The following is a 22,956-nucleotide window of genomic DNA, read 5'->3' as shown; positions in this document are numbered from 1 at the left end:
CTTCGACACCTTGTCGATGGCCTTCATCACCTCGTCGCTCAGGGTCAGGTCCATGGCGGCCAGGATGTCGGGGAGCTGGTCTTCGTGGGTGGCGCCGACGATGGTGGAGGCGACGAAGTCGTGCTGCTTGCTCCAGGCCGTGGCCAGCGTCACCAGCGACATGCCGGCCTCGGCCGCGATGGCGGCGAAGCGGTCGGTGGCGGCCATGGTCTTGTCGTTGACGAACCGCTGGGCCATGGCGCCCTGGCGGCCGCCCAGCTTCAGATAGTTGGAGAAGCGCGCGCCGTCGGGCCGGGCGCCGTCCTTGTACTTGCCTGACAGCACGCCGCCGGCCAGGGGCGAATAGGGGATCAGGCTGACGCCTTCCTGCCGGCAGGCCTGGGCCAGCTCGTCTTCGAACCGGCGGTTGTTCAGGCTGAAATTGTTCTGGATCGTCTCATAGCGCACCGTGCCCTCGCGCTCGGCGACGGCGACCGACTTGGTCAGGCCCCAGCTGGTTTCGTTGGAGCAGCCGATGACGCGCACCTTGCCGGCCTGGACCAGGTCGTCGAGGGTGCGCAGGGTCTCCTCATAGCCGACGCCGTGGTCGGGCCAATGGGTCTGGTAGAGGTCCACATAGTCCACATCCATGCGGAGCAGGCTGCCCTCGATGGCGCGGGTGATGTTGTGGCGGTCAAGCGCGGTCATGCCGGCCCGCATGGAGCCCTTGATCCAGCCGTGGCTCGGCCCGCAGACCTTGGTGGCGACGATCACGGCGTCGCGGTCCTTGGTCTTCAGCCAGCGGCCGAAGATCTCCTCGGTGCGGCCGGCCCATTCGGGGCTGGGGGGCACGGGATAGTTCTCGGCCGTGTCGTAGAAGTTGATCCCGGCCTCGAAGGACTTGTCGAGAATGCGGTGGGCCATGGCCTCGTCGGCCTGGCCGCCGAAGGTCATGGTGCCCATGCAGATGTCCGAAACGACGATGGCGCTGCGGCCCAGGCGTTTGTGACCCATGGCGTATCCCCCTTGTTGTGGCCTTGCGCCGGCATGGGCGGCGGCCCTGATCTGACGCCGACATAGCACTTCGGCCCGGCCCCTCGCCAGGATCGGCGTCGTGCTCTAGCTTGGCCGCAAAACAAATACAGGGTGGGAAACGAACATGAAGACGATCATCGGGCTGGCCGCGGCGCTTGCGCTGACCTCCGGCGCGGCGCTGGCGCAGGACGCGCTCAAGCCCGACACCCCCAGCATCCTGGCCTGGTCGCCAGAGCAGCAGAGCCTCGGCTACCGGACCATCGAGGACTTCTACAAGGTCAACACCATCGCCCGCGGCGCGCAGGTTCGGCCCCTGGTCATGGCGGCGCGCCAGATCGACCCCGCCTTCACCCACGACGGCAAGGACTGGACCGTCGCCTCCTATATGGAGGCCTTCAACGTCTCGGGCGTGCTGGTGCTCAAGGGCGGCGAGATCCTGCTGGAGCGCTATGGCATGGGCCGCCAGCCGGCCGACCGCTGGACCTCGTTCTCGGTGGCCAAGTCGCTGACCTCGACCCTGGTGGGCGCGGCGATCAAGGACGGCAAGATCGCCGGCCTGAATGCGCCTGTCACCGACTACATCCCCGAACTGGCGGGCTCGGGCTATGACGGGGTCACCGTGCGCCAGCTCCTGATGATGAGCTCGGGCGTGAAGTGGAACGAGGACTACACCGACCCCAATTCCGATGTGGCCCGGGCCGGCGCAGCCCCGGTGGAGGCCGGCCTCAACCCCATCGTCGGCTATATGCGCAAGCTGCCGCGGGAAAACCCGCCGGGGACGACGTTCACCTACAACACCGGCGAGACCGACCTGGTGGGCATATTGGTGTCCAACGCTGTCGGCATGAGCCTGTCGGACTACGCCTCGGCCAAGATCTGGAAGCCCTATGGCATGGAGCGTGACGCCATCTGGATGGTGGACACCTCGGGCCAGGAGCGGGGCGGCTGCTGCATCTCCATGACCCTGCGCGACTATGGGCGGGTCGGCCAGTTCATGCTGGAGGGCGGCATGGCCGGCGACCAGGCGGTGCTGCCGGCCGATTGGGTGAGCCAGGCGACCACCGCCCAGATCGAGAACGGCGGGGCAGGCTACGGCTATTTCTGGTGGATGAACGAAAGCGGCGCCTATCAGGCCTCGGGAATCTTCGGCCAGTCGATCACCACCTATCGCGAGGACGGCTTGGTCATCGTGATCAATTCCGCCTGGCCCAGGGCCACGGGGCAAGACCTGTCAGCGGCCCGCTCGGCCTTCCTGGACGCGGTCCACGCGGCGGCGAAATAGGCGGGGAGCAGGGGGGCGGTAGACGGAGACTCCCTGGAGATCTCACAGACCGCTGTCGTGCGATTGACTTGCAATAACGTCCTCCGGCGTCTAGGCGAATGCGACGCGTTCTTATTCGCCTGGGGGATACATGCCTGTTCACCGTCTGACCGCTCTTCTCTGCGGCGTCGCCGTTTCGGCGATGGCCACGTCATCAGCCTGGGCGGAAACCCTCGACGACGGGGCCGCGCCCCTGTTGGACGCCGTCCTTGTGACAGGCTCGACGACCGATTCCCGGGACCTCGGGGGCTCGGTGCAGGTGCTCGACGCTGAGACGCTTTCGACCTTCGCCTATAGCGATGTGAACCGCATCCTGCGCCAGGCGCCTGGGGTCTACCTGCAGGAAGAGGAGGGCTTTGGCCTGCGGCCCAATATCGGCATTCGTGGGTCTGGGTCCGACCGTAACAGCCGGATCACCGTGATGGAGGATGGGGTGCTGATCGCGCCGGCCCCCTATGCGGCGCCGGCGGCCTACTACTTCCCGCGGATGACCCGCATCGCCGCCGTGGAGGTCAGCAAGGGACCGGCAGCGATCAAGTACGGGCCACTGACCGTCGGCGGCGCCCTCAACCTGTTCTCCACACCGATCCCGGACGTCGAGGCAGGGAAGTTGTCTGGGCGGCTCGACATCCTGGCTGGCGACTATGGCGGACGCCGCGCCCTGGGTTCGGTTGGCGGCTGGGCGGGCCTTGGCGGCGGCTGGCAGATCGGCGGCCTGATCGAAGGACTCTATGAAGCCTCAGACGGCTTCAAATCCCTCGATAATGGCGGCGACACCGGTTTCGAGATCACCGACGGGCTGGTGAAGATCGGCCTGCGTTCCGACGACGGCCGCCACCAGTGGGAGGCCAAGTACCAACGCTATGACGAGACCAGCGACGAGACCTATCTCGGCCTGACCCTGGCCGACTTCACCGCCAGTCCCTACCGCCGCTACAACGGCAGTGGCGCTGACGTGATGAATGTCGATCACGAGACCTTCCAGCTCACCCATCGCTTTCAGATTTCGCCCAATGTCAGCCTGACGACGCTCGCCTATCATCACGAAACGGCGCGGGCCTGGTACAAGCTCAATGACGTGCGCAACACCGCTAACACCGGCTGGGTGGGCATCGGTGCAGTGGTCGCCGATCCCGTCGCAAATGCGGTGCAGATGGCCGACCTGATCGGCGCCCCCGGGGTCACCGGCCGCGCCGGCGCCTTGCGGGTGCGCAACAACAATCGCCTCTATTCGGCCACCGGCGTTCAGACCGTGGTGGCAGTCGACTTCGACACCGGAGCCATTGGCCATGGCCTGGAGTTCTCGGTTCGCCACCATCGCGACGAGGAAGATCGCTTCCAGCAGGATGACCGCTACACCATGGTCGATGGAGCCATGGTGCTGGCCTCGGCCGGCGCCCCTGGCAGCCAGGAGAACCGCCTGGGCGAGGCCCGGGCCTGGTCCTTCTTCCTGCGCGACGAGATGAGCTTTGGGGCGCTCACCCTGACCCCTGGCCTGCGCTATGAGACGATCCGTCTGAAACGCACCAATTGGTCGCTGACCGATCCGGCGCGTACGGCGCCGACGGGCGTCATCCACTCCGACGTGGACGTGTGGATCCCCGGCGTGTCGGCCACCTGGCGGGTCAGCCCGGAGGTTCTGCTGCTGGCCGGCGCCCACCGCGGCTTTGCCAATCCTGGTCCGGGCTCCACCGCCGAAGCCGAGACAAGCTGGTCCTACGAGGCCGGTGCGCGCTGGACCCGCGGCGGCTGGAAGGCCGAGGCCATCGCCTTCCTCAATGACTACGACAATCTGGTCGGAACCTGCACCGCCTCCACCGGCGGGGGCTGCAATATCGGCGACCAGTTCGACGGCGGCGCGGTGGAGGTGCGCGGCCTGGAGGTCACCGCCTCGAACCGCTTCGGCGACCTGGCGACCCGCGGCTTCGCTGTGCCGGTCTCGCTGGCCTATACGCTGACCGATGCGGAGTTCAAATCGAGCTTCGCCAGCGCCTATGGCCCCTGGGGCGCGGTCGTCGCTGGCGATGAACTCCCCTATCTGCCGGAGCATCAGATCAACCTCACCATTGGCCTTGAGCTTTCACGCCTGACCCTCACCAGCGGATTCAACTGGGTTGCTGAAGCCCGCGAGACGGCCGGGTCTGGGCCGATCCTGGCCAGCGAGAAGATCGATGAGCGCCTGGTGATCGACCTGGCGGCGGAATACGCCCTGACGCCAAACTTCGCCCTGTTCGGCACGGTCCAGAACCTGGCCGACGAGACCTACAACGTGTCGTTTTCACCCGCCGGCGCACGGCCTGGGGCGCCGCGTCTTGTGATGGCCGGGGTTCGCGCGCGCTTCTGACGGCCGGGGCGGGCGCTCAGATCGGATCCACCAGGGCGGCGACGGCCAATTCCAGGGCTTCGACCGTCCGTTTGGCCGACAGGCCCTGGTCGCGGCGCAGGCGGACCCAGGCCTCGAAGCTGAGCAGCATGTCGAGGGCCTCGAAGCGGGCCTTGTCACGGGCGGCTTCGGGGGGCAGCTCGCGTCGCAGGATTTCGCGGCCGAGGGCTGCGAACCGGGCGTGGTCGGCCTCCAGCACCGGCGAGCGCAGGCGATGGACGTCGGCGGCCCGGCGGAAGGGGGCGATGCGCTCGTACGCGCTCGCCCGGCGCTGGACCAGTTCGACAACCCGGCCTTTCCAGTCCTTGGCCTTGAAGGGCCGGGCGATGACGCTCTGCAACTCGGCCTCGATCACGGCAGACATCTCGCGATAGAGGCTGTCCATCTCGTTGAAGTGCCGGAACACGGTGCGCAGACCGACCTTGGCCCGGTCGGCCACCAGCTCGGCCGGGGGCGAAGTCTCCCCGGCATGGACCAGCTCCAGCATCGCCTGGACGATCCGGGCGCGACTGTCCTGGGACCGCCGGCGCCGACCATCGGCGTCGTGGGCCGGGGCCGAGGGGGCCGCGACATCGGCCATGGGGCGCGTCGCGCGGACGCCTGGAGACTTGGACCCGGTCATGATCGCTGCTTAGAACGCGGCGGGCCGAGGCGCCAGCGCTTCACGCGCCTGGGGCGAGTCGACCGGTGGTTTGCGCCATGGCGTGCAGATCCAGTCGCCCTTGAAATCAGCATTGAATGTGCCAATAGTTTCCCGGTCTCACGCCGCCGAAGGCCGGCGGGCTCGGGAGGGAGCATCAATGCGGCGCGCCGTGCAGCATGCCCTGGGGCGGGTTCGCCTCGGTGTCCTGGTCATTGGCCTGGGCGCCCTGACGGCCTGTGCGGGATCCGACACCTCGCCCCAGGCCTGCCTGGCGAACCCTGAAGCGCCGGGTCCGCAGGCGCCGACGGCGGGCATGGTGCGCTTAGGAGGCGGGACCTTCGCCATGGGCGCCGCGCCCGAACATCCAGAGGAAGGGCCGCCGCGGCAGGTGCAGGTCGGCGACTTCTGGATCGATCGCACCGAGGTGACCAACGCCGCCTTCGCCCGCTTCGTGGCGGCCACCGGCTATGTGACCCTGGCCGAACGCCCCCTCGATCCCGCCGCCTATCCCGGCCTGACAGCGGATCAGCGCCGGCCGGCCTCGCTGGTGTTTGTCGGCGCCGGCGCCGCGGGCGGCGATCCCACCGCCTGGTGGCGCATCGTCCCCGGGGCCGACTGGCGCCATCCCGAGGGGCCGGGCAGCTCCATCGACGGCAAGGACGCCTGGCCGGTGGTCCATGTGGCCTGGGCGGACGCCAACGCCTATGCCCGCTGGCTCGGCCGCGACCTGCCCACCGAGGCCGAGTGGGAGTACGCCGCCCGGGGCGGTCTCGACGGCGCGCGCTACGCCTGGGGGGATGATCCGGCCCCGCAGGGCGAGCCCAGGGCCAACACCTGGCAGGGCGTGTTCCCGGTCGTCGATTCCGGCGACGACGGCCACAAGGCCCGCGCTGCGCCGGTCGGCTGCTTCGAGGCCAATGGCCACGGCCTCTATGACATCACCGGCAATGTCTGGGAGTGGACCTCGGACTGGTATCGCCCCGGCCTCGCACCCGCCTCGGTGATGGCCCAGGGCGGGCCGCCACGGGCCATGTCGCGGGACCCCGACGAACCCGGCCAGGCCAAGCACGTGATCAAGGGCGGCTCCTTCCTCTGCGCCGACAATTTCTGTTTCCGCTATCGCCCGGCCGCCCGGGCGCCGGGCCCCCATGACGGCGGCGCGGCCCATATCGGCTTCCGCACCGTCCTGCGGATTCCCAGCCCGGAGGGCGCATCATGAAACGCAGCCTGGCGATCACCCTGATCAGCCTGCTTCTGCTTGTGGCGGTCGGCGGCGGCCTCTGGCTGGCCCGTGGCCAACTGGCCCTGGCGCTGATGGACCGGGTCATGGCCCGTAACCTGGCCGCTGACCCCTTCGCCGACCTGCCCGACGGCCTGCATGTGGCGCTCTGCGGCGCAGGCTCGCCCATGCCTGACGCCACGCGCGCGGGTCCCTGCACGGCGGTGATCGCCGGCCGGCGCCTGTTCGTCGTCGACGCCGGCACGGGCGCCAGCCGCAACCTCACCCTGATGAACCTGCCCCCGGCCCGGATCGAGGCGGTGCTGCTCAGCCATTTCCACTCCGACCATATCGACGGCCTGGGCGAGCTGCTGCTGCAGCGGTGGGCCGGCGGCTCGGCCGCCGCGCCGACGCCGGTGTATGGCCCCCCCGGCGTCGAGACCGTGCTGGCCGGGTTCGCCCAGGCCTACAGCCTCGACCGCGGCTACCGTGTCGCTCACCACGGCCCCCAGGTGACGCCGCCGGCTGGTTATGGGGCGAGCGCACACATGTTTCAGCTTCCCGAGGGCGGGACCGGACTCGTGATCCTTGATGAGCCGGACCTCAAGATCACCACCTTCCGCGTGGACCACGATCCTGTGGAGCCGGCGGTCGGCTACCGCTTCGACTACAAGGGCCGCAGCGCGGTGCTGAGCGGCGACACGACCCCCTCGGCCGCGGTCGAGGCCCAGGCCCGTGGCGCCGACCTCCTGGTGCACGAAGCCCTCTCCATCGACCTCGTGAACCGCCAGCGGGCTGCGGCTGAGGCGGCGGGGCGGACCAACCTCGCCCAGATCTTCGCGGACATCACCGACTATCACACCACCCCGGAACAGGCCGCGCAGCTGGCGCGGCGGGCCGGCGTGAAATTCCTGCTGCTCAACCACATCGTGCCGCCCCTGCCGATCCGCGCCCTCGAAGGCCCCTTCCTGGGCGAGGCCCGCAGTCAGTTCTCAGGTCCGCTGAAGGTGGGGCGGGACGGCGACCTGATCTCCCTGCCGACAGGAAGCGACGAGGTGCGCGCCGGCCGGCGGATGAGCGCCCAGCGCTGACGAGCTTCGTCGAGGAGGCTGTTGCTAAGGTGAAGCTTGCGCATATAATGACATTATAAGTGTCATAAATGTTCCGCGCATGGGCGGCGATCTGTACGCCCCCTTGCGACCTCGCCCCTCTGACCTGCGCCCCCCCGAACTCGACCCCGATCCTGGCCGGCTGAGGCTGACGGGCTCCTGGAGATCGCCATGAACGTCCTGCGCACCCCCGACGAGCGCTTCGCCAATCTGCCCAATTTCCCCTGGGCGCCGCGCTATCTCACCATCCAGGACGCCGACGGGACCGCCATCCGCATCCACTATGTGGATGAAGGCCCGAAAGACGCCGAGCCTATCCTGCTGATGCACGGCAATCCCACCTGGGCCTATCTCTACCGCAAGATGATCCCGGGCCTGCTGGCCACGGGACGCCGCGTGATCGCCGTGGACCTGGTGGGCTGTGGCCGATCGGACAAGCCGGCCGCCAAGGAAGACTACACGCTCGCCCGTCACTACGACTGGATGGGCCAGTGGCTCGCCGCCATGGACCTTCGCCACATCACCCTCTTCTGCCAGGACTGGGGCGGCACGATCGGCCTCTATCTGGTGGCCGAGCATCCCGAGCGTTTCGACCGGGTGGTCGCGGCCAATACCGGCCTGCCCATCGGCGAGGGCGAAAGCGACTTCATGAAGATGTGGGTCGGCATGATGAACGCCGCGACGGCCTTTCCCTGGCCCATGCTCGACCAGGGCATGGAGAACAGGCTGAGCGAGGCGGAGCGGGCGGCCTATCTCGCCCCCTTCCCCTCACCGGACTATGAGTGGGGCCTGATCTCCTTCCCCCTGCTGATCGCCGTCCAGCCGGACAACCCCGGCGTGCCCCTGAACAAGGCCGCCTGGGAAAAGCTCTGCGGCTTCGAAAAGCCCTTCCTGACCCTGTTCGGCGAGCTGGATCCCGTGGCGAAGGGCTGGGAGGTCCGCGCCCAGGCGAGCATCCCCGGCGCTCAGGGTCAGAAGCACCAGATCATTCCAGGCGCCGGCCACTTCATCCAGGAGGACGCGCCGGACGAACTGGTGGCCGCCATCACCGCGTTCCTGGCGATCAGCTAGCCTGCGCCTGGCGGGCCGACGGCCGATCGCCCGCCAGGGCTTTAGCGTCGTCAGCCGGGCCAGTAGACGAACTCGTCGGCTTCGGTGGCCGGATCGGCGAGGGTCTTGTCGACCATGACCGGCACCGAGCCGATGGTCGGGAAGAGGGGTTTGCGGCCGGCAGCCCGATGGGCGTCCAGCAGGGCCTTCAACTCGGCCACCTTCTCCGGGTTCGCCGTCGCCAGATTGGTCTGCTCGGTCGGGTCTGCGGTCAGGTGGTACAGCCAGTCCTTCTTCGGCAGGTCCGAGGTCTGCAACTTCCAGCCCTTGTGCAGGACGGCGCGGTAGTAGCCGCTCTGCCAGAAGAGCGTGTCGTGCGGCGCCCGGCCGGGATTGGCTCCGGTGAGCCAGGGGATCAGGTCCACCCCGTCGATGACCCGGTCGCTCGGCGTCTGTGCGCCCGCCGCCGCCGCCAGGGTCGGCATCAGGTCGATATGGGCCACCGGATCGCTGAGCTGCGAGCCGGCTGCGATCTGGCCCGGCCAGGAAATGAACATCGGCGTGCGCAGGCCGCCCTCGAAGAAGGTCATCTTCCATCCGCGATAGGGCTGATTGACCTCGGGCAGGCCGATATAGCCCGCCCCGCCATTGTCGCTGGTGAAGACCACGATGGTGTTGTCGGCCAGGCCTTGGGCCTCCAGGGCGGCCATGATCTTGCCGACGCTGCGGTCCAGGGCCAGCATCATGGCGCCATAGACCCGCAGCCGGTGGTCCTTGATCTCGGGCAGGGCGTCATAGTCAGCGCGGGTGGCCTGCAGCGGCGTGTGCATGCCCCAGTGCGCCAGATAGAGCAGGAACGGGCGGTTGCGGTTGGCCTCGATCACCTTCACTGACTCCTCGGTATAGTAGTCGGTGAGATAGCCCCGCGGGGCGAACATCGGTCCGCCGTTGAACTTCGCCGCCGCCTGCATCCGGGCCCACAGGAACCGGTCGATGGGGTCGAAATCCACCTTGGCGTTGACCGCGTCCGGGTGGTCCTCGGGCAGATAGAGGCCGCTGGCCATCAGCAGGCTCTCGTCGAACCCCTGGGCGTTGGCGCTGAACTCCTCGGTGTCGCCCAGGTGCCACTTGCCGATATGGACGGTGTGATAGCCGCGGGCCTTGAGCACCTCGGCCAGGGTGATCTCGCTGCCGGGCAGGCCCTGTTCCACCATCGGCGGCATCTCACGGGCCAGTTCGGCGTCCCGCAGCATGGGATGGGGGCGTGAGCCGTCATTGTAGAACATCTGGAGAATGCGGGTCATGCCGTCCGGCGTCGGAGTGAACTCGAACCCGTGCCGGGTGGCGTAGCGCCCGGTCATGATCATGGCCCGCGACGGCGCGCAGGTCGCCTGGCCGGCATAGGCCTGGGTCAGGTTGGCGCCCCGGGCGGCCAAGGCGTCGATATGGGGCGTCTGCACCAGGCCGCCCGCGATCCCGCCGCCAAAGGTGCTGATGTCGTTGATCCCCAGATCGTCGGCCAGGATGACGATGACATTGGGCGGGCGATCCCCGCCGACGGGCTGCGCCGGACCTCGGTCCCAGGCGATCTCCTGGTTGGCGGCGATCTCCTGCTTACCCAGATTGCCAACCAGGAAGAGGAGGATGGACTTGTAGTTGGCCGCCCCCAGGGCGATCGCCACGACGAACGCCGCCGCCAGGCCGAGCCAGATCTTCCGCGCCATCTTCGCCTCCCCAGGCTGTTTTTATATTGGCACGCTACACGCCAATGCATGCGGAGCTCAAGGGCCTTCACAGATCGCGACGTCGGGGCGCCTGAGGCTGGACGCAGGCGCTCGCCTCGCCATAATATGGCATTTCACGTGCAATATTTTGGCCGGCTGGAGGACTTCCATGTTGATCGGCGCGATGCGCAGACGAATGGCCCAGGCATTGCGGGGGCTCGCCGCCGGTCTGGTCGCCAGCCTGCTCCTGGCCGCCGGCCCGGCCCTGGCCCAACCTGCGGGCGAACGGCCCAACATCGTGCTGATCCTCGTCGACGACGCCGGCTATACCGACTTCGGCGCCTATGGGAGCGAGATCGCCACCCCGACCATCGACGCCCTGGCCGACCGCGGGGTGCGCTTTTCCAACTTCCACGCCACGCCCATGTGCGCGCCCTCGCGGGCCATGCTGATGACCGGCGTCGACAGCCACACCGCGGGCGTCGCCAACCTGCCGGAAACCACGCCCAAGGCGCACCGGGGGCTGGCCGCCTATCAGGGGCGTCTGGCCCAGGGCGTGGAGACCATCGCCACCCGGCTGAAGCGCGGCGGCTATCGGACCTACATGGCTGGCAAGTGGCACCTGGGCCACGGCCCCGGCGACCTGCCCGACGCCCATGGCTTCGACCGGTCGTTCGCCATGGACGCGACGGGGGCCGACAACTGGGATCAGCGGTCCTACTTCCCGCTCTATGCGCAGGCGCCCTGGTTCGAGGATGGCAAGCCCGCGACCCTGCCCAAGGACTTCTACTCGTCGGAATTCCTGGTCGATCAGATGATCGCCTATATCGACAGCGAGGCGGCGGGCGAGGGCGGCCGCCCCTTTTTCGCCTACCTGCCGTTCCTGGCCATCCACATCCCGGTCCAGGCGCCCGAGGCCTTCGTCAGAAAGTACGAGACCACCTATCTGGACGGCTGGGCCGCACAACGCGCCCGGCGTCGGGACGGGGCGATACGCGCAGGCCTGATCGCCGCCGACGCCCCCATGGGGCCGGCGCCCGCCAGCGTGGCCGACTGGAACGCTCTGACGCCGGATGAACAGGCCCTGGCGGCGCGGACCATGGCGGTGAACGCCGCCATGCTCGAGGCCATGGATCACCACCTGGGCCGGCTGGTGGCGCACCTCAAGGCCCGCGGTCAATACGAGAACACGCTGTTCGTGGTGCTGTCGGACAATGGCCCCGAGGCCGGCGATCCGACCGTCAATCCGGTGTTCCGCGCCTGGATGCGCCGCCAGGGTTACAGCCAGGACGTCGAGACCCTGGGTGGGCCGGGAACCTATGGCGCCATCGGTCCCGGCTGGGCCAGCGCGGCGGCCGCGCCGGGCGCCCTCTATAAGTTCTATGCGGGCGAGGGGGGGCTGCGCGTGCCTCTGATCGTGGCTGGTCCTGACCTCCCCCAGGGGCAGACTGCGCGCGCCTTTGCGGTGATCTCGGACATCGCGCCCACCCTGCTGGACCTGGCCGGCGTCGCTGACGGCGGCCCGCCGATGCATGGCCGCAGCCTGGCGCCTCTGCTGCGAGGGCAGGCCGAGGCCGTCTATGGGCCGCAGGACGCTGTGGGGATCGAGGCGGCGGGGGAGGCGGCCCTGTTCAAAGGCGACTACAAGCTGACACGCAACGCCGGCGCCTTGGGCGAGGCGGCTTGGCGGCTCTACGACATCGTCCGCGATCCCGGTGAGACCCGCGATCTGGCCGCCGAACAGCCCGCAAGGCTGGCCGAGATGTTGGCCGACTACCAAGCCTATGCCCAGGCGGTCGGTGCGGCCGAAGTCCCGGAGGGATTCTCCGCCGACCGGCAGGTGGCGTTGAACCTGGGGCTGCACATCCTTGCGGACTTCCGCGGCCCGCTGCTGGCCGGGCTCGGTCTGATCCTCCTCCTCGTCGTCGCGACGGTGCTAGGCGCCCGCTACTATGGCCGCCGCCAACCCGCGCAGGCGGCGCGGCTGGGCAGGCTGGCCATGCGAGGCTTGCTCGGCGCGGTCGGTCTGCTGTTTGTCGCCATCGCCCTGCGCATCTGGATCCGCCCCGAACCCATGGCCGCCACCCTGGGCCTCGCCGCCCAGAGTCTCCTGGGCCTCGCCACCCTGCGCGCCGACATGGGCGCCTTCTTCGCCGGCGGCGGCCTGTTCGTCCTGGCGGCCGCGGCGCGCGATGAACGGCGCTGGCTCGTCCCAGCCCTGGTGCTGTTGAGCCTGGCCCTGGCGGGGCGGATCCTCAGCCTGCTGGTCGGCGGCCTGGATGTGATGTCGCTGCCGCCCATGGTTCTGGAGGCCCTGCTGATCTTGATCCTGGCGTCCGGTTGGCGGGTCCTGGCGGCCCGATAAGCGCCGGTTCTATGGTTAACGCTATCTTCAGGGGCTCGGGCGAGGATTTGGGACAGTCTGGGAGGTCCCATGACCGCTCTTCGCGCCCCAACCGCAGGTCTCAACCACCCCGCCATCGATGATTTCGTCCGGGATGGCGCGCATGTCTTCGACGACCTGGTGGACCCCTCCGCGGCCAGCGCCCTGCTGGCCGACATCCGCGCGACCCGGCCGTTCGACCATCGCCTGTTCCTGACCCAGGCCGAGTTCGACGCCGATCCCCAGTATGTGGGGGTCAACCCGCGTCCCGGCCGCAACCTTCTGGAGCGGTTCGAAGACCGCCTCGACTTCGTCGATCGGGCGCCGCACATCGTCTCGTCCCTGAACGCCCTGCTGGGGGACGGCTATGAACTGCTCAATCGCAAGGTGGTCTGCGGCGTGCCCCAGGCCTCTGTGCCGGACTGGCTGCGCCAGCGGATCCTGGGCAATCCGGTGAACAATCTCGGCGCCTATGTGCGGCCGGAATATCGGGACGTGACCTATTTCTACGGGATCGACTTCCACCAGGACCTGATCGACTACCGCGACCGGCCGGCCGACTTCCTGACCCTCTATGTCTATCTGCATCCGGTGGGGCGGCAGGACGCGCCCCTGTTCCTGCTGACCTGCAGCCATCGCCTGGGGGGCACGGTGTTTCCCCACGATCTTCAGCGCGACGGCGCGGACGCCTGGACCTACCGCGATGGTCGGGGCGGCGAGGTGAAGACCCACCAGCGCCTGCTCACCGGGCCGGCGGGCTTCGCCGCCATCTGGCACGCCTGCACCCTGCACGGCACCCAGCCGGACGCGGCCGACCACGAGCGAATCTCGCTGCGCTATCTCCTGGCCCGCGGCCGCGGCCCCGCTGGCCTGGACGCAGTGAACGCCAGTCTCGCGGGTCCACTCTCCCTGCCACAGACCCGCACAGACCTCGCCCCGGATGGTCGCGCGGCCGTGAAGGGCAATATCGTCAACCAGGTCTGAGCCCGGTCTCGGCCACCGTCAGTGGCTGAGCAGGAGATAGCGGCTGGGCTCGTCCAGCAGCGTGCGGGTGACGCCGCCAAACACCCACTCCCGCAGCCGGCTCTGGCCATAGGCGCCGGCCACGATCAGATCGGCGCCCAGGGCGTCGGCGGCGTTGTTCAATTCACCGACCACGCCGGCATCGGCGGCGAGGCTAACCTGGCCCCGGGCGGTGACGCCGCGGCCGACCAGATAGGCGGTCACGTCATCCACCTGGGTCTGGGCGGCGCCTTGCTGGTCCGCATTGCAAACCCCCATGACCAGCACCTCTTCGGCCCGATGCAGGAAGGGCAGGGCGTCGGCCAGGGCGCGGCGGGCCTCTCGCGTGTCCTTCCAGGCGACCACGACCCGCTTTCCGCTCAGCGGTTTGGGGCGGTCGGGCATGACCAGGACGGGGCGGCCGCTGCGCATCACCACCTCGGCGGGGTCGGCGGCGTGGAAATAGTTCGTGCTCGGATGGGCGGACACGATGATCAGGTCGCAGGCGCGGGCGACGACCGCCAGGGCGTGGGCCGGCATGTCGCGCGCCTCACGCCATTCGCGTTCTACGGCCGCGGCCTGTTGATCGAAGCTGGTCCTGGCCGCCACAAGGTCGGCCTCCATCTGCTGGCTCATGGCCGCGAGCCAGGCGGCGGTGTCGATCCCTGCATAGGGCGTGGCCAGCAGGGGCTCGACCGATTCAGCGCCCAGGCCGATCAGCCGGGCGCCGAGGTCCTGAGCCAACTGGACGCTGGCGGCCAGTCGAATGGTGGAGGCTTCGCCGGGCCCCACATGCACAAGAAGAGTTCCGATGGCGGGCGGCGTGGTTTTGGGCGAGGGGGGCACGGCGATCTCCTGGCGTCTGGCCAATGGGCCGTCAGGACACTGGGCGCAAAACCACCCTTCGCCATTGATCTGAGTCAGACCGGCCCGCGCTCAGGCGCTGGCCCTGTGCAGGGTTTCAGCCGGGGAGAGGACGGGCAATTGATCCACCGGCCAGGACCGCCCGCCCATGGGCCTGGGCTGCAGGCGACAGATCGCTGGGCCGGTGACGAAGGGCAGGCGCGCCTCGAGGGCGAGGTCCAGCTCCCGCGGGTGGCGCACATTGGTGACGGCCGGCCAGACCCGACGCCGCTTATAGGCGTCGATCTTGCTGATGAAGCGCCGGAGAACGATGAGGCGCCGCTCCGGCTCGGCCTGGGGCAGGACCAGGGTGACGCTGGTCACCGCCTCGGGATTGAGCTGCTCGATCTCGAAGGCGGGATCGCGGGTGCGAAGGTCGATGGCGCTGAAATGCTCGTCCAGGGCTTCGTGCAACTGCTTCAGCGCCTGGAACGACGGGGCCCGGGGCACGTCATAGACCGCCGCCGAGAGGCGACGACGCTCGGAATGCGGCAGGATCGCCAGGATCTCGGCATAGGCCGCCCGCCGGGAGGGGCGAAGCAGGGTCGAGAACGAAACGGGCAGGTAGAGCGGTGTGTCGGACTGGCTCTCGGCCAGGAAGGCCATGGCGGCGATGACGCAATCGGCGTCGAAGGCGGCTGCGTCGGGCGGCAGATGCTCTTCGCCATCCACCAGGCTGTAGCGGGTGCGCGAGTCCCCGGGCGTGCTGCTGATCACGTCGCCGACGAAGATCTGGCGGGCGGCGTAGTAGATGCCTTGCAGGCCTTCCACATTCGGCTCGCGATCGCGGATTGGGGCCGGGCGTTTAGGGATCCGGATCTCGTCGTCGCCCTCATCAGGGTTCGCGCCGACGGGCGACGGCACCGGAAGGCGGGTCCCATCGATGGCGATGCGGCTCAGTCGCCCGCCCGCCGGCGCCGCCGCCGGATCGACCATGGCCCGAGCGATTTCGGTGTCATCGAGCTCGGCGAACTTCGCCATGGCGGCGTCGTCGCCTTCGAACAGGAGGACCGTGACCTTGGCGCTCTCATCCTCGGTCACCCCGAACAGATGCGCGTGGAGCTCCGCCGACAGCCGGCCGAGTTCGGCGGTGTCCAGTTCGGAGGCCTTGGGGTCGCTGAGAAGGAAGGCGTAGGGGTTCAAGGCCGAGAACTTCCGCGGCCACGACCAGCGCACCTCCAGAAAGGCGTTGGTGAACTTGGCCACGAGCGCGCTGAACATGGTTTCCGACAGATGGGTCTGCTCGGAACGCACCACAACACGCAAACAGGCCAGGGCCGACACAGGCGTACTCCTCCAAAGATCCACAGCCTCGCAGGACGGGGTGAAGGGGCCGTTAGCGGGGCTGCCCCGTTGTCGCGGGGCCGGGCCCCAGGGCGCTGCTCGAACGGATTTCGCGGGCTGGCCTTTCATCGGATTGGCGTCGATGCTGCCAGGGACGAGGCGAAGCGCCTCGGGACCCTCGGGAGGCGGATATGGGCCGGTTTCGGATCACAGGCGCCGGCGCCTGGATCGTCGCCCTGATGGTGGCGCTGAGCGGCGCGTCCACCGCAGCGGCCCAGGAACGCTCCGCCGACCTTCGTCTGGAAGGGGAACTCACCCGCCGAAACCACGAGACCTATGTGGAACTGCCCTTCGCCGTACCTCCGGGGACCGGGCGGCTGACCGTCGTGTTTCGGCATGATGGGGCCGATGATCGCACGACAATCGATCTTGGCTTGCGCGATCCCCAGCGTCTCCGGGGCTGGAGCGGCGGCGCGCGGGACCGCTTCACCGTGGCCGAAACAGACGCGACTCCGGCCTATCTCCCCGGACCGCTGCCGGCTGGAACGTGGAACCTCATTCTCGGCGTCCCCAATCTCAGGCCGGATGTGACGACGGCCTATGTCGCCGAGATTTGGCTGGACCCTGCGGAGGCCACACCTTCGGCCCTGTCCGACGCGCCCCTGGCCCAAGGCCCTGCCTGGTGGCGCGGCGACCTTCATGTCCACTCCGGACATAGCGATGGAACCTGCCGCAGCCGGGGAGGCGCCCGCATTCCCTGCCCGATCTTTCGGATTGTGGAGACGGCCGCCGAGCGGGGCCTGGATTTCATCGCGCTCACCGAACACAACGCCGCCTCCCAGGCCCAGGGCCTGCGGGAGCTTCAGCCCTATTTCGACGACATCCTGCTGATCCCCGGGCGGGAACTGACCACCTTCCAGGGCCACGCCAACCTCTTGGGTCTCAGCGCGCCGCTGGAGTTTCGGCTGGGCGCGCCGGGGGCGGCCGATCTGGACATGGTGCTGGACAGGGCCGCGAGCCTGGGCGCCACCGTGTCGATCAACCATCCGCGCATGCCGTCGGGCGAAGCCTGCATGGGATGTGGCTGGCAGGCGCAGACCGACTGGTCGAAGGTCCACGCCATCGAGGTTCTCAACGGCGGCGCCATGGCCGCCTTTGGCGGCCGCGCCGAGAGCCCGCTCAGCGGGATCGGCTTCTGGGAGAGCCTGCTGGACGAGGGCCACAGGCTGACCGCCATCGGTGGGAGCGACAGCCACGATCCTGACCGACCGGTAGGTGAGCCCGGGGCGCTGGGGCGCCCGGCCACGGTCATTCACGCCGCAAGCCTGTCGCAGCCGGACCTGATGGCGGGCCTCCGGGCCGGCCGGGTCTTTATCGACCTCGGCCATCCCGGCTTGAAGCGGCTTGAGCTGGAGGCCACGGCGGGCGGGCGCACCGCTCGGATGGGCGATGAGTTGAACGCCGCGAGCGGCGCCCTCATCTCCTTCCGCGTCAAGGTCGAGGGTGCGCCCGGCGCGCGTATCCAGGTGGTCGAATCCGGCGGCGCCCGCGAGCTTCTGCCGGCGCAACCGGGGGATCAGATCGACCAGACCTTCACCCGCCGCAGCGATGGCCAGCGGCGCTGGCTGCGGATCGACCTTCGCGACGCCCATGGCGGCCTCCTGGCCCTCGGCAATCCCATCTATCTGAACTGGGACGACGCCCCCTGAGCCGCCCGCCAACATGCTTAATCGGGGTTTAACCAAGCTGCCCCATTCATGCCTTCGAGAGACGGGACGATCGCCACCGCCTTCTGGAGAATATTCGCATGGACCGTCGCAAGCTGATCGTATCGGGCCTGGCGGCCGCGGGTGCTGCGGGCCTGGGGGCCTGCGCCACCGCCCAAACCACCGATGGCCTTCCGCCGCCGCAGCACGACCCGAACTATCCGGCCACCGGCCAGGCCGAAACCTATTCCCGTGACGAGATCGTCCGCGACGTCTCAGACTTCATGGGCGTGACCGCCGAGGCCGCCGGCGGGGCGGTGGAACGCATCTTCGCCGACAATGGCCGCCCCACCGGCTACATCGCCGGCGAGGAGGGCTCAGCCGCCATCGCCGTTGGCGCCCGCTATGGTCGCGGCCTGCTCTATATGAAGAACCGGCCGACCCAGGAGGTCTTCTGGCAGGGCCCGTCCGTGGGTTGGGATTTTGGCGGCAACGCCAGCCGGGTTTTCACCCTCTGCTACAACCTCCATTATCCTGACGCGATCTTCCAGCGTTTCCCCGGCGTCGAGGGCACCGCCTATCTGATCGGCGGCATGGGTGTGAACTACCAGCGGGCCAACGACATCATCCTGGCGCCGATCCGCGCCGGCGCGGGCCTGCGGCTTGGGGCCAATGTCGGCTACCTGGCCTATAGCCGGCAGCGGAACATCTTCCCGTTCTGAGGCGTCGGGCGCGGCCATCGCCGCGCCCTTCGTTCTAGCTACGCAGCTTGGCGCCCACGGCCTTGGCGGCGGCCGCCACCACCTTGGCCGAAAGCTGTTCGATCTCGGCCTCGGCCAGAGTGTGGTCCTGCGGCTGGACCAGGATCTCGACCGCCAGGGATTTCATCCCTTCGCCGAGACCGGGTCCGCGATAGACGTCGAACACACGGGCCTGGGCGATCAGCGCCTTGTCGGCGCCGGCCACGGCCCGCGTCAGATCGCCGGCCGCCACCTTTTCCTCGACCACAAAGGCGAAGTCACGGCTGAGCGGCATGTGGGGCGAAAGCGCCAGGGCGGGCTTGGTCTTCATCGCCTTGCGCTTGCCCTCGGGCAGGGCGTCGACATTCAGTTCGAAGGCCAGCATAGGGCCAGCCACGTCGAGCGCCTTCAGCACCTGCGGATGGAGTTCGCCGAACTCCGCGATGATGGTCTTGGGACCCAGCTGCAGGCGGGCAGAGCGGCCGGGATGCCACCAGGATGAGGTCGATCCCTGGGCGGTCTGCAGGGGCGGCGCGCCCAACTCGTCGAGCAGGGCCATCAGGTCGGCCTTCAGCGCGAACAGCGGGTCCTCGCGGCCGCCGTCCCACCGCCGCGGCGGGTGGGGCGCCACCAGGCCGGCCACCACCACAGACTGTCCCTCCGGCGTGTCGTCCCGGTAGATCGGACCGATCTCGAACAGGGCCACATCGGCGAACCCCTTGCGGGCGTTGCGACCCGCCGCCTCGATCAGATTGGGCAGGGCCGAGGGGCGCATGCAGTCCAGGTCGGCCGAGATCGGGTTGGCGATCATCAAACGCTCATCGCCGCCGCCGAACAGGCGCGCCGAAGCCCGGGGCAGGAAGCTCCAGGTGACCGCCTCGGAAAAGCCCATGGCGGCCATCGCCCGGCGCGCGGTCCGCATCCGACCCTGGCGCACGCTCAGAACCCCGCCGGCGGGCCGGGGCATTTCGGGCAGGGGCTCGATAGGCAGAGCGCCATAGCCCTCGATCCGCGCCACTTCTTCGACCAGATCGGCGCGGCCCTCGACGTCGCGGCGCCAGGTGGGCGGGGTCACCTGGGCGCCATCCACGGCGAAACCCAGATCCCGCAGGATCTGGTCGATACGGTCGTCGGTCAGGGTCAGGCCGGTGAGCTGGCGGACATAGGCGCGGTCGAAGCTGATGGCGCCAGGCGCCGCGGGCGCCTCGCCGGCCACGACGACGTCGGACGCCTCGCCGCCGCAGAGCTCCAGGATCAGGCGGGTGGCCAGTTCCAGGCCATCCACCACGAAGCCCGGATCGACGCCGCGGGCGAAGCGGTATTGGGCGTCTGAGGTGATGCCGGTGGTGCGGCCGGTCTGGGCGGTGCGGATCGGATCGAACCAGGCGCTCTCGACGAACACCTCGGTGGTCTCCTCCGAGCAGCCGGTGCTTTCGCCGCCCATGACGCCGCCCAGGCCCACGGGCCGCTCGCCCCCCGCGTCGGCGATGACGCACATCTCCGAGGTCAGGTCGTAGGTCTTGCCGTCGAGGGCGATCAGCTGCTCGTCGTGATGTTCGGCTGGGGTCGCCTGGTCGGTGTGGGCCGGCGCGCTGGCGTCGCGGCCGGCGCCCAGGCGAGCGACGATCACGTCGCCGACCATCTTGGCGCGGTCATAGACGTGCAGGGGCCGGGCCCGGTCGTAGGAGATCAGGTTGGTGATATCGACCAGGGTGTTGATCGGGCGAAGGCCGATGGAGATCAGCCGCTGCTGCAGCCAGGCCGGCGAGGGGCCATTCTTTACGCCGCGGATCAGGCGGCCGGCGAAGATCGGGCAGGCGTCGGTGCTATCCAGGCGAATGGAAACCGGGCTTGGGAAGGCGCCCTTGATCGGGGCGACGGCGGTGTCCTTGAGTTTGCCGAGGCCGGCCGCGGCCAGATCGCGGGCGATGCCGGCGACGCCCAGCCAGTCGGGGCGGTTCGGGGTCACCTCGAAATCGATCACCGCCTCCAGGCCCAGCGCCTCGGCGGCCGATGTGCCGACGGCCAGATCGCCGGGCAGCTCCAGGATGCCGTCGGACTCCTCGGCGGTCTCGAGCTCGGAGGCCGAACACAGCATGCCGTTGGAGACCACGCCGCGGACCGGGCGCGCTTCCAGCGTGATGCCGGAGCCAGGCACATAGGCGCCCAGCGGCGCATAGATGGTGCTCAGGCCGACCCGCGCGTTCGGCGCGCCGCAGACGATTTCCTTGCGGCCGTCCTTCGTATCGACCTGACAGACCCGCAGGCGATCGGCGTTGGGGTGCTGCACCGCCTCGACGATCTTGGCCACCGAGAAGGCCGCCAGCTTGGCCGCCGGGTTCTCCACATGCTCGACCTCCAGGCCGGCCATGGTCATGGCCTCGACCACCTCGTCGACGGTGGCCTGGGTCTCCAGGTGCTCTTTAAGCCAGGACAGGGTGAACTTCATCGTATCAGCTCGTCAGGTCCGTCCCCTCCTGCGAGGGGGCTGGCCAAGTTGCGAGGCGAACCTCGCGCTTGCGCCGGGGGGTGGCGTCCCATCTGAAGACGCCTCGAATGGAGGTCAGCTCAGGCCGGTGGCGGGGTTGGGCATGGCGAAGGGCGAGAAGCCGTAGTGGCCGAGCCAGCGCGCGTCGCCAGCGAACATGTCGCGCAGATCCGGCATGCCGTACTTCAACATGCCCAGCCGATCGACGCCGAAGCCGAAGGCGAAGCCCTGCCAGACCTCGGGATCCAGGCCGCAGTTGCGCAGCACATTGGGATGCACCATCCCGCAGCCGACAACCTCCAGCCAGTCGGTCCCCTGGCCGATCCTGATGTCGCCGCCCGAGCGGTCGCACTGCACGTCCATCTCGGCCGACGGCTCGGTGAACGGGAAGTGGTGCGGCCGGAACCGGCTGACCACGCCCTCGGTCTCGAAGAACCGCGAGATGAAGGTCTCGAGGGTCCATTTCAGATGGCCCATATGGACGGCCTTGTCGATCACGAGGCCTTCCATCTGGTGGAACATGGGCGTGTGGGTCGCGTCGGAATCACACCGGTAGGTGCGGCCGGGCACGACCACGCGGATCGGCGGCTCCTGGCCGGTGGCGACCCAGGCCGGGACCTTCTCGTTGATCTGGCGCATCACCCGCACCTGCACCGGGCTGGTGTGGGTGCGCAGCACCTTGCGCTCGCCAGCCTCGTCGGCGGCCATGAAGAAGGTGTCGTGCATCTCGCGCGCGGGGTGTTTGGGCGGGAAGTTCAGCGCGGTGAAGTTGTTGAAGTCCGTCTCGATGTCCGGCCCCTCGGCCACCGAGAATCCCATCTCGGCGAAGATCGACACCATCTCGTCCATCACCTGCATGGTGGGATGGACGCTGCCCCGGCGCCTGGGCGGGGCAGGCAGGGAAAGGTCGACGCCCTCGGCGGCCAGCCGGCGGTCGAGCTCGGCGGCCTCCATCTGCGCCTTGCGCTCGGCCAGGCGGGCGGCGACGGCGTCGCGCAGGCCGTTGATGAGCGGGCCCTGCTCGCGGCGCTCATCGGGGCTCATCTTGCCGAGCGACTTGAGTAGCTCGGAGATCTGGCCGCTCTTGCCGAGGGCTGAGATGCGGATCGCCTCCAGGGCGGCGGCGTCGGGCGCGGCGTCCACCTGGGCGATCAGGTCTGTCTTGAGGGTGTTGAGATCGGTCATGGCCTGGGTGCTCTATCGCGTGGTCGTATCGGCGGGAAGGGCGCGCAGCAAAAAGCCCTCCGACGGCGACGCCGGAGGGCTTCTCGATGAGATCGGAGGAGAGCTTTGACGCCCTCCGCAATCCTTAAGCCAGCGCGGCGCGAACCTTGTCTGCGATGGCCTTGAAACCGGTCGGATCGTTGCCCGCGATGTCGGCGAGCACCTTGCGATCCATCTCGATCCCGGCCTTGTCGAGGCCGAAGATAAAGGTCGAATAGGTCATGCCTTCCAGGCGCGCCGCCGCGTTGATCCGCTGGATCCACAGCGAGCGGAAGTTACGCTTGCGCACCTTGCGGTCGCGATAGGCGTACTGGCCGGCCTTGTCGACGGCGGCCTTGGCGGTCCGGATGGTGTTCTTGCGGCGGCCGTAGAAACCCTTGGCCTGCTCGAGAACCTTCTTGTGTCTGGCGTGGGCGACCACACCGCGTTTGACGCGTGCCATATCTTATAAGCTCCCGATCACAGGCCGTAGGGCAGGTAGGTTTTGATGATCTTGGCGTCAGCCGCGCTCATCACCTTGGTGCCCCGGTTCTGGCGGATGTACTTGCTGTTATGGCTGATCAAGCGGTGACGCTTGCCCGCGACGCCGGCCTTGATCTTGCCCGTCGCGGTCAGCTTGAAGCGCTTTTTGGCGCCTGACTTCGTCTTCAGTTTCGGCATTTCACTTGCGGAGCGCCAGGCGCCCCGTCCTCTGGCGTATTGATGAGCCGTCCTGGCATGCCTGTTGGCCAGACGGCTCCGAAGGGGCGGGTGCTTACGCCAA

18 protein-coding genes are annotated in these 22,956 nt (G+C 68.6%); 9 read left to right on the top strand and 9 right to left on the bottom strand.

Translation table 11 applies throughout. The features are described from left to right. On the bottom strand, positions 1 to 993 hold a 993-nt coding region (locus Q8L83_RS01115), incomplete at its 3' end, for an aldo/keto reductase (RefSeq protein ID WP_305284293.1). Between the two features lie 145 nt (positions 994 to 1,138). On the opposite strand from Q8L83_RS01115, the gene Q8L83_RS01110 reads away from it, so the two are divergent. Beyond that, positions 1,139 to 2,296 (top strand): serine hydrolase, encoded by a 1,158-nt coding sequence (locus Q8L83_RS01110; RefSeq protein WP_305284291.1) that lies wholly within the window; start codon positions 1,139 to 1,141, stop codon positions 2,294 to 2,296. Positions 2,297 to 2,426: 130 nt separating this feature from the next. Then, on the top strand, positions 2,427 to 4,679 hold the full coding sequence (locus Q8L83_RS01105; protein WP_305284289.1) for a TonB-dependent receptor domain-containing protein: 2,253 nt from the start codon (positions 2,427 to 2,429) through the stop codon (positions 4,677 to 4,679). A 16-nt stretch (positions 4,680 to 4,695) separates the two neighbouring features. Here Q8L83_RS01105 and Q8L83_RS01100 read toward each other — a convergent pair whose 3' ends face one another. After that, a complete protein-coding gene (locus tag Q8L83_RS01100) occupies positions 4,696 to 5,298 on the bottom strand; it encodes a TetR/AcrR family transcriptional regulator (RefSeq protein ID WP_305284287.1) in 603 nt (200 codons plus the stop codon). Between the two features lie 220 nt (positions 5,299 to 5,518). Here Q8L83_RS01100 and Q8L83_RS01095 point away from each other — a divergent pair, with 220 nt between their 5' ends. The 3 genes from Q8L83_RS01095 to Q8L83_RS01085 all read left to right on the top strand — a co-directional run bounded on the left by Q8L83_RS01095 (position 5,519) and on the right by Q8L83_RS01085 (position 8,760). After that, the gene (locus Q8L83_RS01095; protein WP_305284285.1) at positions 5,519 to 6,580 is read left to right on the top strand and encodes a formylglycine-generating enzyme family protein; all 1,062 of its coding nucleotides are present in this window, start codon (positions 5,519 to 5,521) and stop codon (positions 6,578 to 6,580) included. Next, positions 6,577 to 7,671 (top strand): MBL fold metallo-hydrolase, encoded by a 1,095-nt coding sequence (locus Q8L83_RS01090; protein ID WP_305284283.1) that lies wholly within the window; start codon positions 6,577 to 6,579, stop codon positions 7,669 to 7,671. Before Q8L83_RS01095 ends, Q8L83_RS01090 begins: the two co-directional genes overlap by 4 nt. Before the next feature lie 189 nt (positions 7,672 to 7,860). Then, positions 7,861 to 8,760: a haloalkane dehalogenase gene (locus Q8L83_RS01085; RefSeq protein WP_305284281.1), complete on the top strand. Its 900-nt coding sequence runs from the start codon at positions 7,861 to 7,863 to the stop codon at positions 8,758 to 8,760. 50 nt (positions 8,761 to 8,810) lie between these two features. Here the strand turns inward: Q8L83_RS01085 and Q8L83_RS01080 are convergent, their stop codons facing one another. Continuing rightward, a complete protein-coding gene (locus Q8L83_RS01080; RefSeq protein WP_305284279.1) occupies positions 8,811 to 10,463 on the bottom strand; it encodes a sulfatase-like hydrolase/transferase in 1,653 nt (550 codons plus the stop codon). 169 nt (positions 10,464 to 10,632) lie between these two features. Here Q8L83_RS01080 and Q8L83_RS01075 point away from each other — a divergent pair, with 169 nt between their 5' ends. Both Q8L83_RS01075 and Q8L83_RS01070 read left to right on the top strand, forming a co-directional pair. Next, on the top strand, positions 10,633 to 12,828 hold the full coding sequence (locus Q8L83_RS01075; protein ID WP_305284277.1) for an arylsulfatase: 2,196 nt from the start codon (positions 10,633 to 10,635) through the stop codon (positions 12,826 to 12,828). A gap of 69 nt (positions 12,829 to 12,897) precedes the next feature. Next, positions 12,898 to 13,830 carry a phytanoyl-CoA dioxygenase family protein gene (locus Q8L83_RS01070; RefSeq protein ID WP_305284275.1) on the top strand — a complete coding sequence of 311 codons (933 nt, stop codon included), beginning with the start codon at positions 12,898 to 12,900 and terminating at the stop codon, positions 13,828 to 13,830. 18 nt (positions 13,831 to 13,848) lie between these two features. Here Q8L83_RS01070 and Q8L83_RS01065 read toward each other — a convergent pair whose 3' ends face one another. Continuing rightward, the gene (locus Q8L83_RS01065; protein WP_305284273.1) at positions 13,849 to 14,694 is read right to left on the bottom strand and encodes a universal stress protein; all 846 of its coding nucleotides are present in this window, start codon (positions 14,692 to 14,694) and stop codon (positions 13,849 to 13,851) included. 90 nt (positions 14,695 to 14,784) lie between these two features. Next, a complete protein-coding gene (locus Q8L83_RS01060; protein WP_305284270.1) occupies positions 14,785 to 16,035 on the bottom strand; it encodes a hypothetical protein in 1,251 nt (416 codons plus the stop codon). Positions 16,036 to 16,226: 191 nt separating this feature from the next. On the opposite strand from Q8L83_RS01060, the gene Q8L83_RS01055 reads away from it, so the two are divergent. Both Q8L83_RS01055 and Q8L83_RS01050 read left to right on the top strand, forming a co-directional pair. After that, positions 16,227 to 17,744 (top strand): CehA/McbA family metallohydrolase, encoded by a 1,518-nt coding sequence (locus Q8L83_RS01055; protein WP_305284268.1) that lies wholly within the window; start codon positions 16,227 to 16,229, stop codon positions 17,742 to 17,744. Between the two features lie 98 nt (positions 17,745 to 17,842). Next, entirely contained in the window at positions 17,843 to 18,463 is a 621-nt protein-coding gene (locus Q8L83_RS01050) for a DUF1134 domain-containing protein (RefSeq protein ID WP_305284266.1), read from the top strand. A 34-nt stretch (positions 18,464 to 18,497) separates the two neighbouring features. Here the strand turns inward: Q8L83_RS01050 and pheT are convergent, their stop codons facing one another. From pheT to rpmI, 4 genes are all read right to left on the bottom strand, one after another. Continuing rightward, positions 18,498 to 20,930, bottom strand: a complete 2,433-nt coding sequence (pheT, locus tag Q8L83_RS01045; protein ID WP_305284264.1) for a phenylalanine--tRNA ligase subunit beta — start codon at positions 20,928 to 20,930, stop codon at positions 18,498 to 18,500. Positions 20,931 to 21,044: 114 nt separating this feature from the next. After that, positions 21,045 to 22,154, bottom strand: a complete 1,110-nt coding sequence (gene pheS / locus Q8L83_RS01040; RefSeq protein WP_305284262.1) for a phenylalanine--tRNA ligase subunit alpha — start codon at positions 22,152 to 22,154, stop codon at positions 21,045 to 21,047. 124 nt (positions 22,155 to 22,278) lie between these two features. Beyond that, complete coding sequence (gene rplT / locus Q8L83_RS01035; RefSeq protein WP_293321438.1) at positions 22,279 to 22,635, bottom strand: 50S ribosomal protein L20; 357 nt, start codon at positions 22,633 to 22,635, stop codon at positions 22,279 to 22,281. 17 nt (positions 22,636 to 22,652) lie between these two features. Continuing rightward, positions 22,653 to 22,853 carry a 50S ribosomal protein L35 gene (gene rpmI, locus Q8L83_RS01030; protein WP_304713511.1) on the bottom strand — a complete coding sequence of 67 codons (201 nt, stop codon included), beginning with the start codon at positions 22,851 to 22,853 and terminating at the stop codon, positions 22,653 to 22,655. Positions 22,854 to 22,956 lie beyond the last annotated feature (103 nt).

The sequence above is a fragment of the Phenylobacterium sp. genome, from assembly GCF_030680185.1.
Lineage (GTDB): Bacteria > Pseudomonadota > Alphaproteobacteria > Caulobacterales > Caulobacteraceae > Phenylobacterium.
This window is presented reverse-complemented; position numbering and strand designations above follow the sequence as displayed.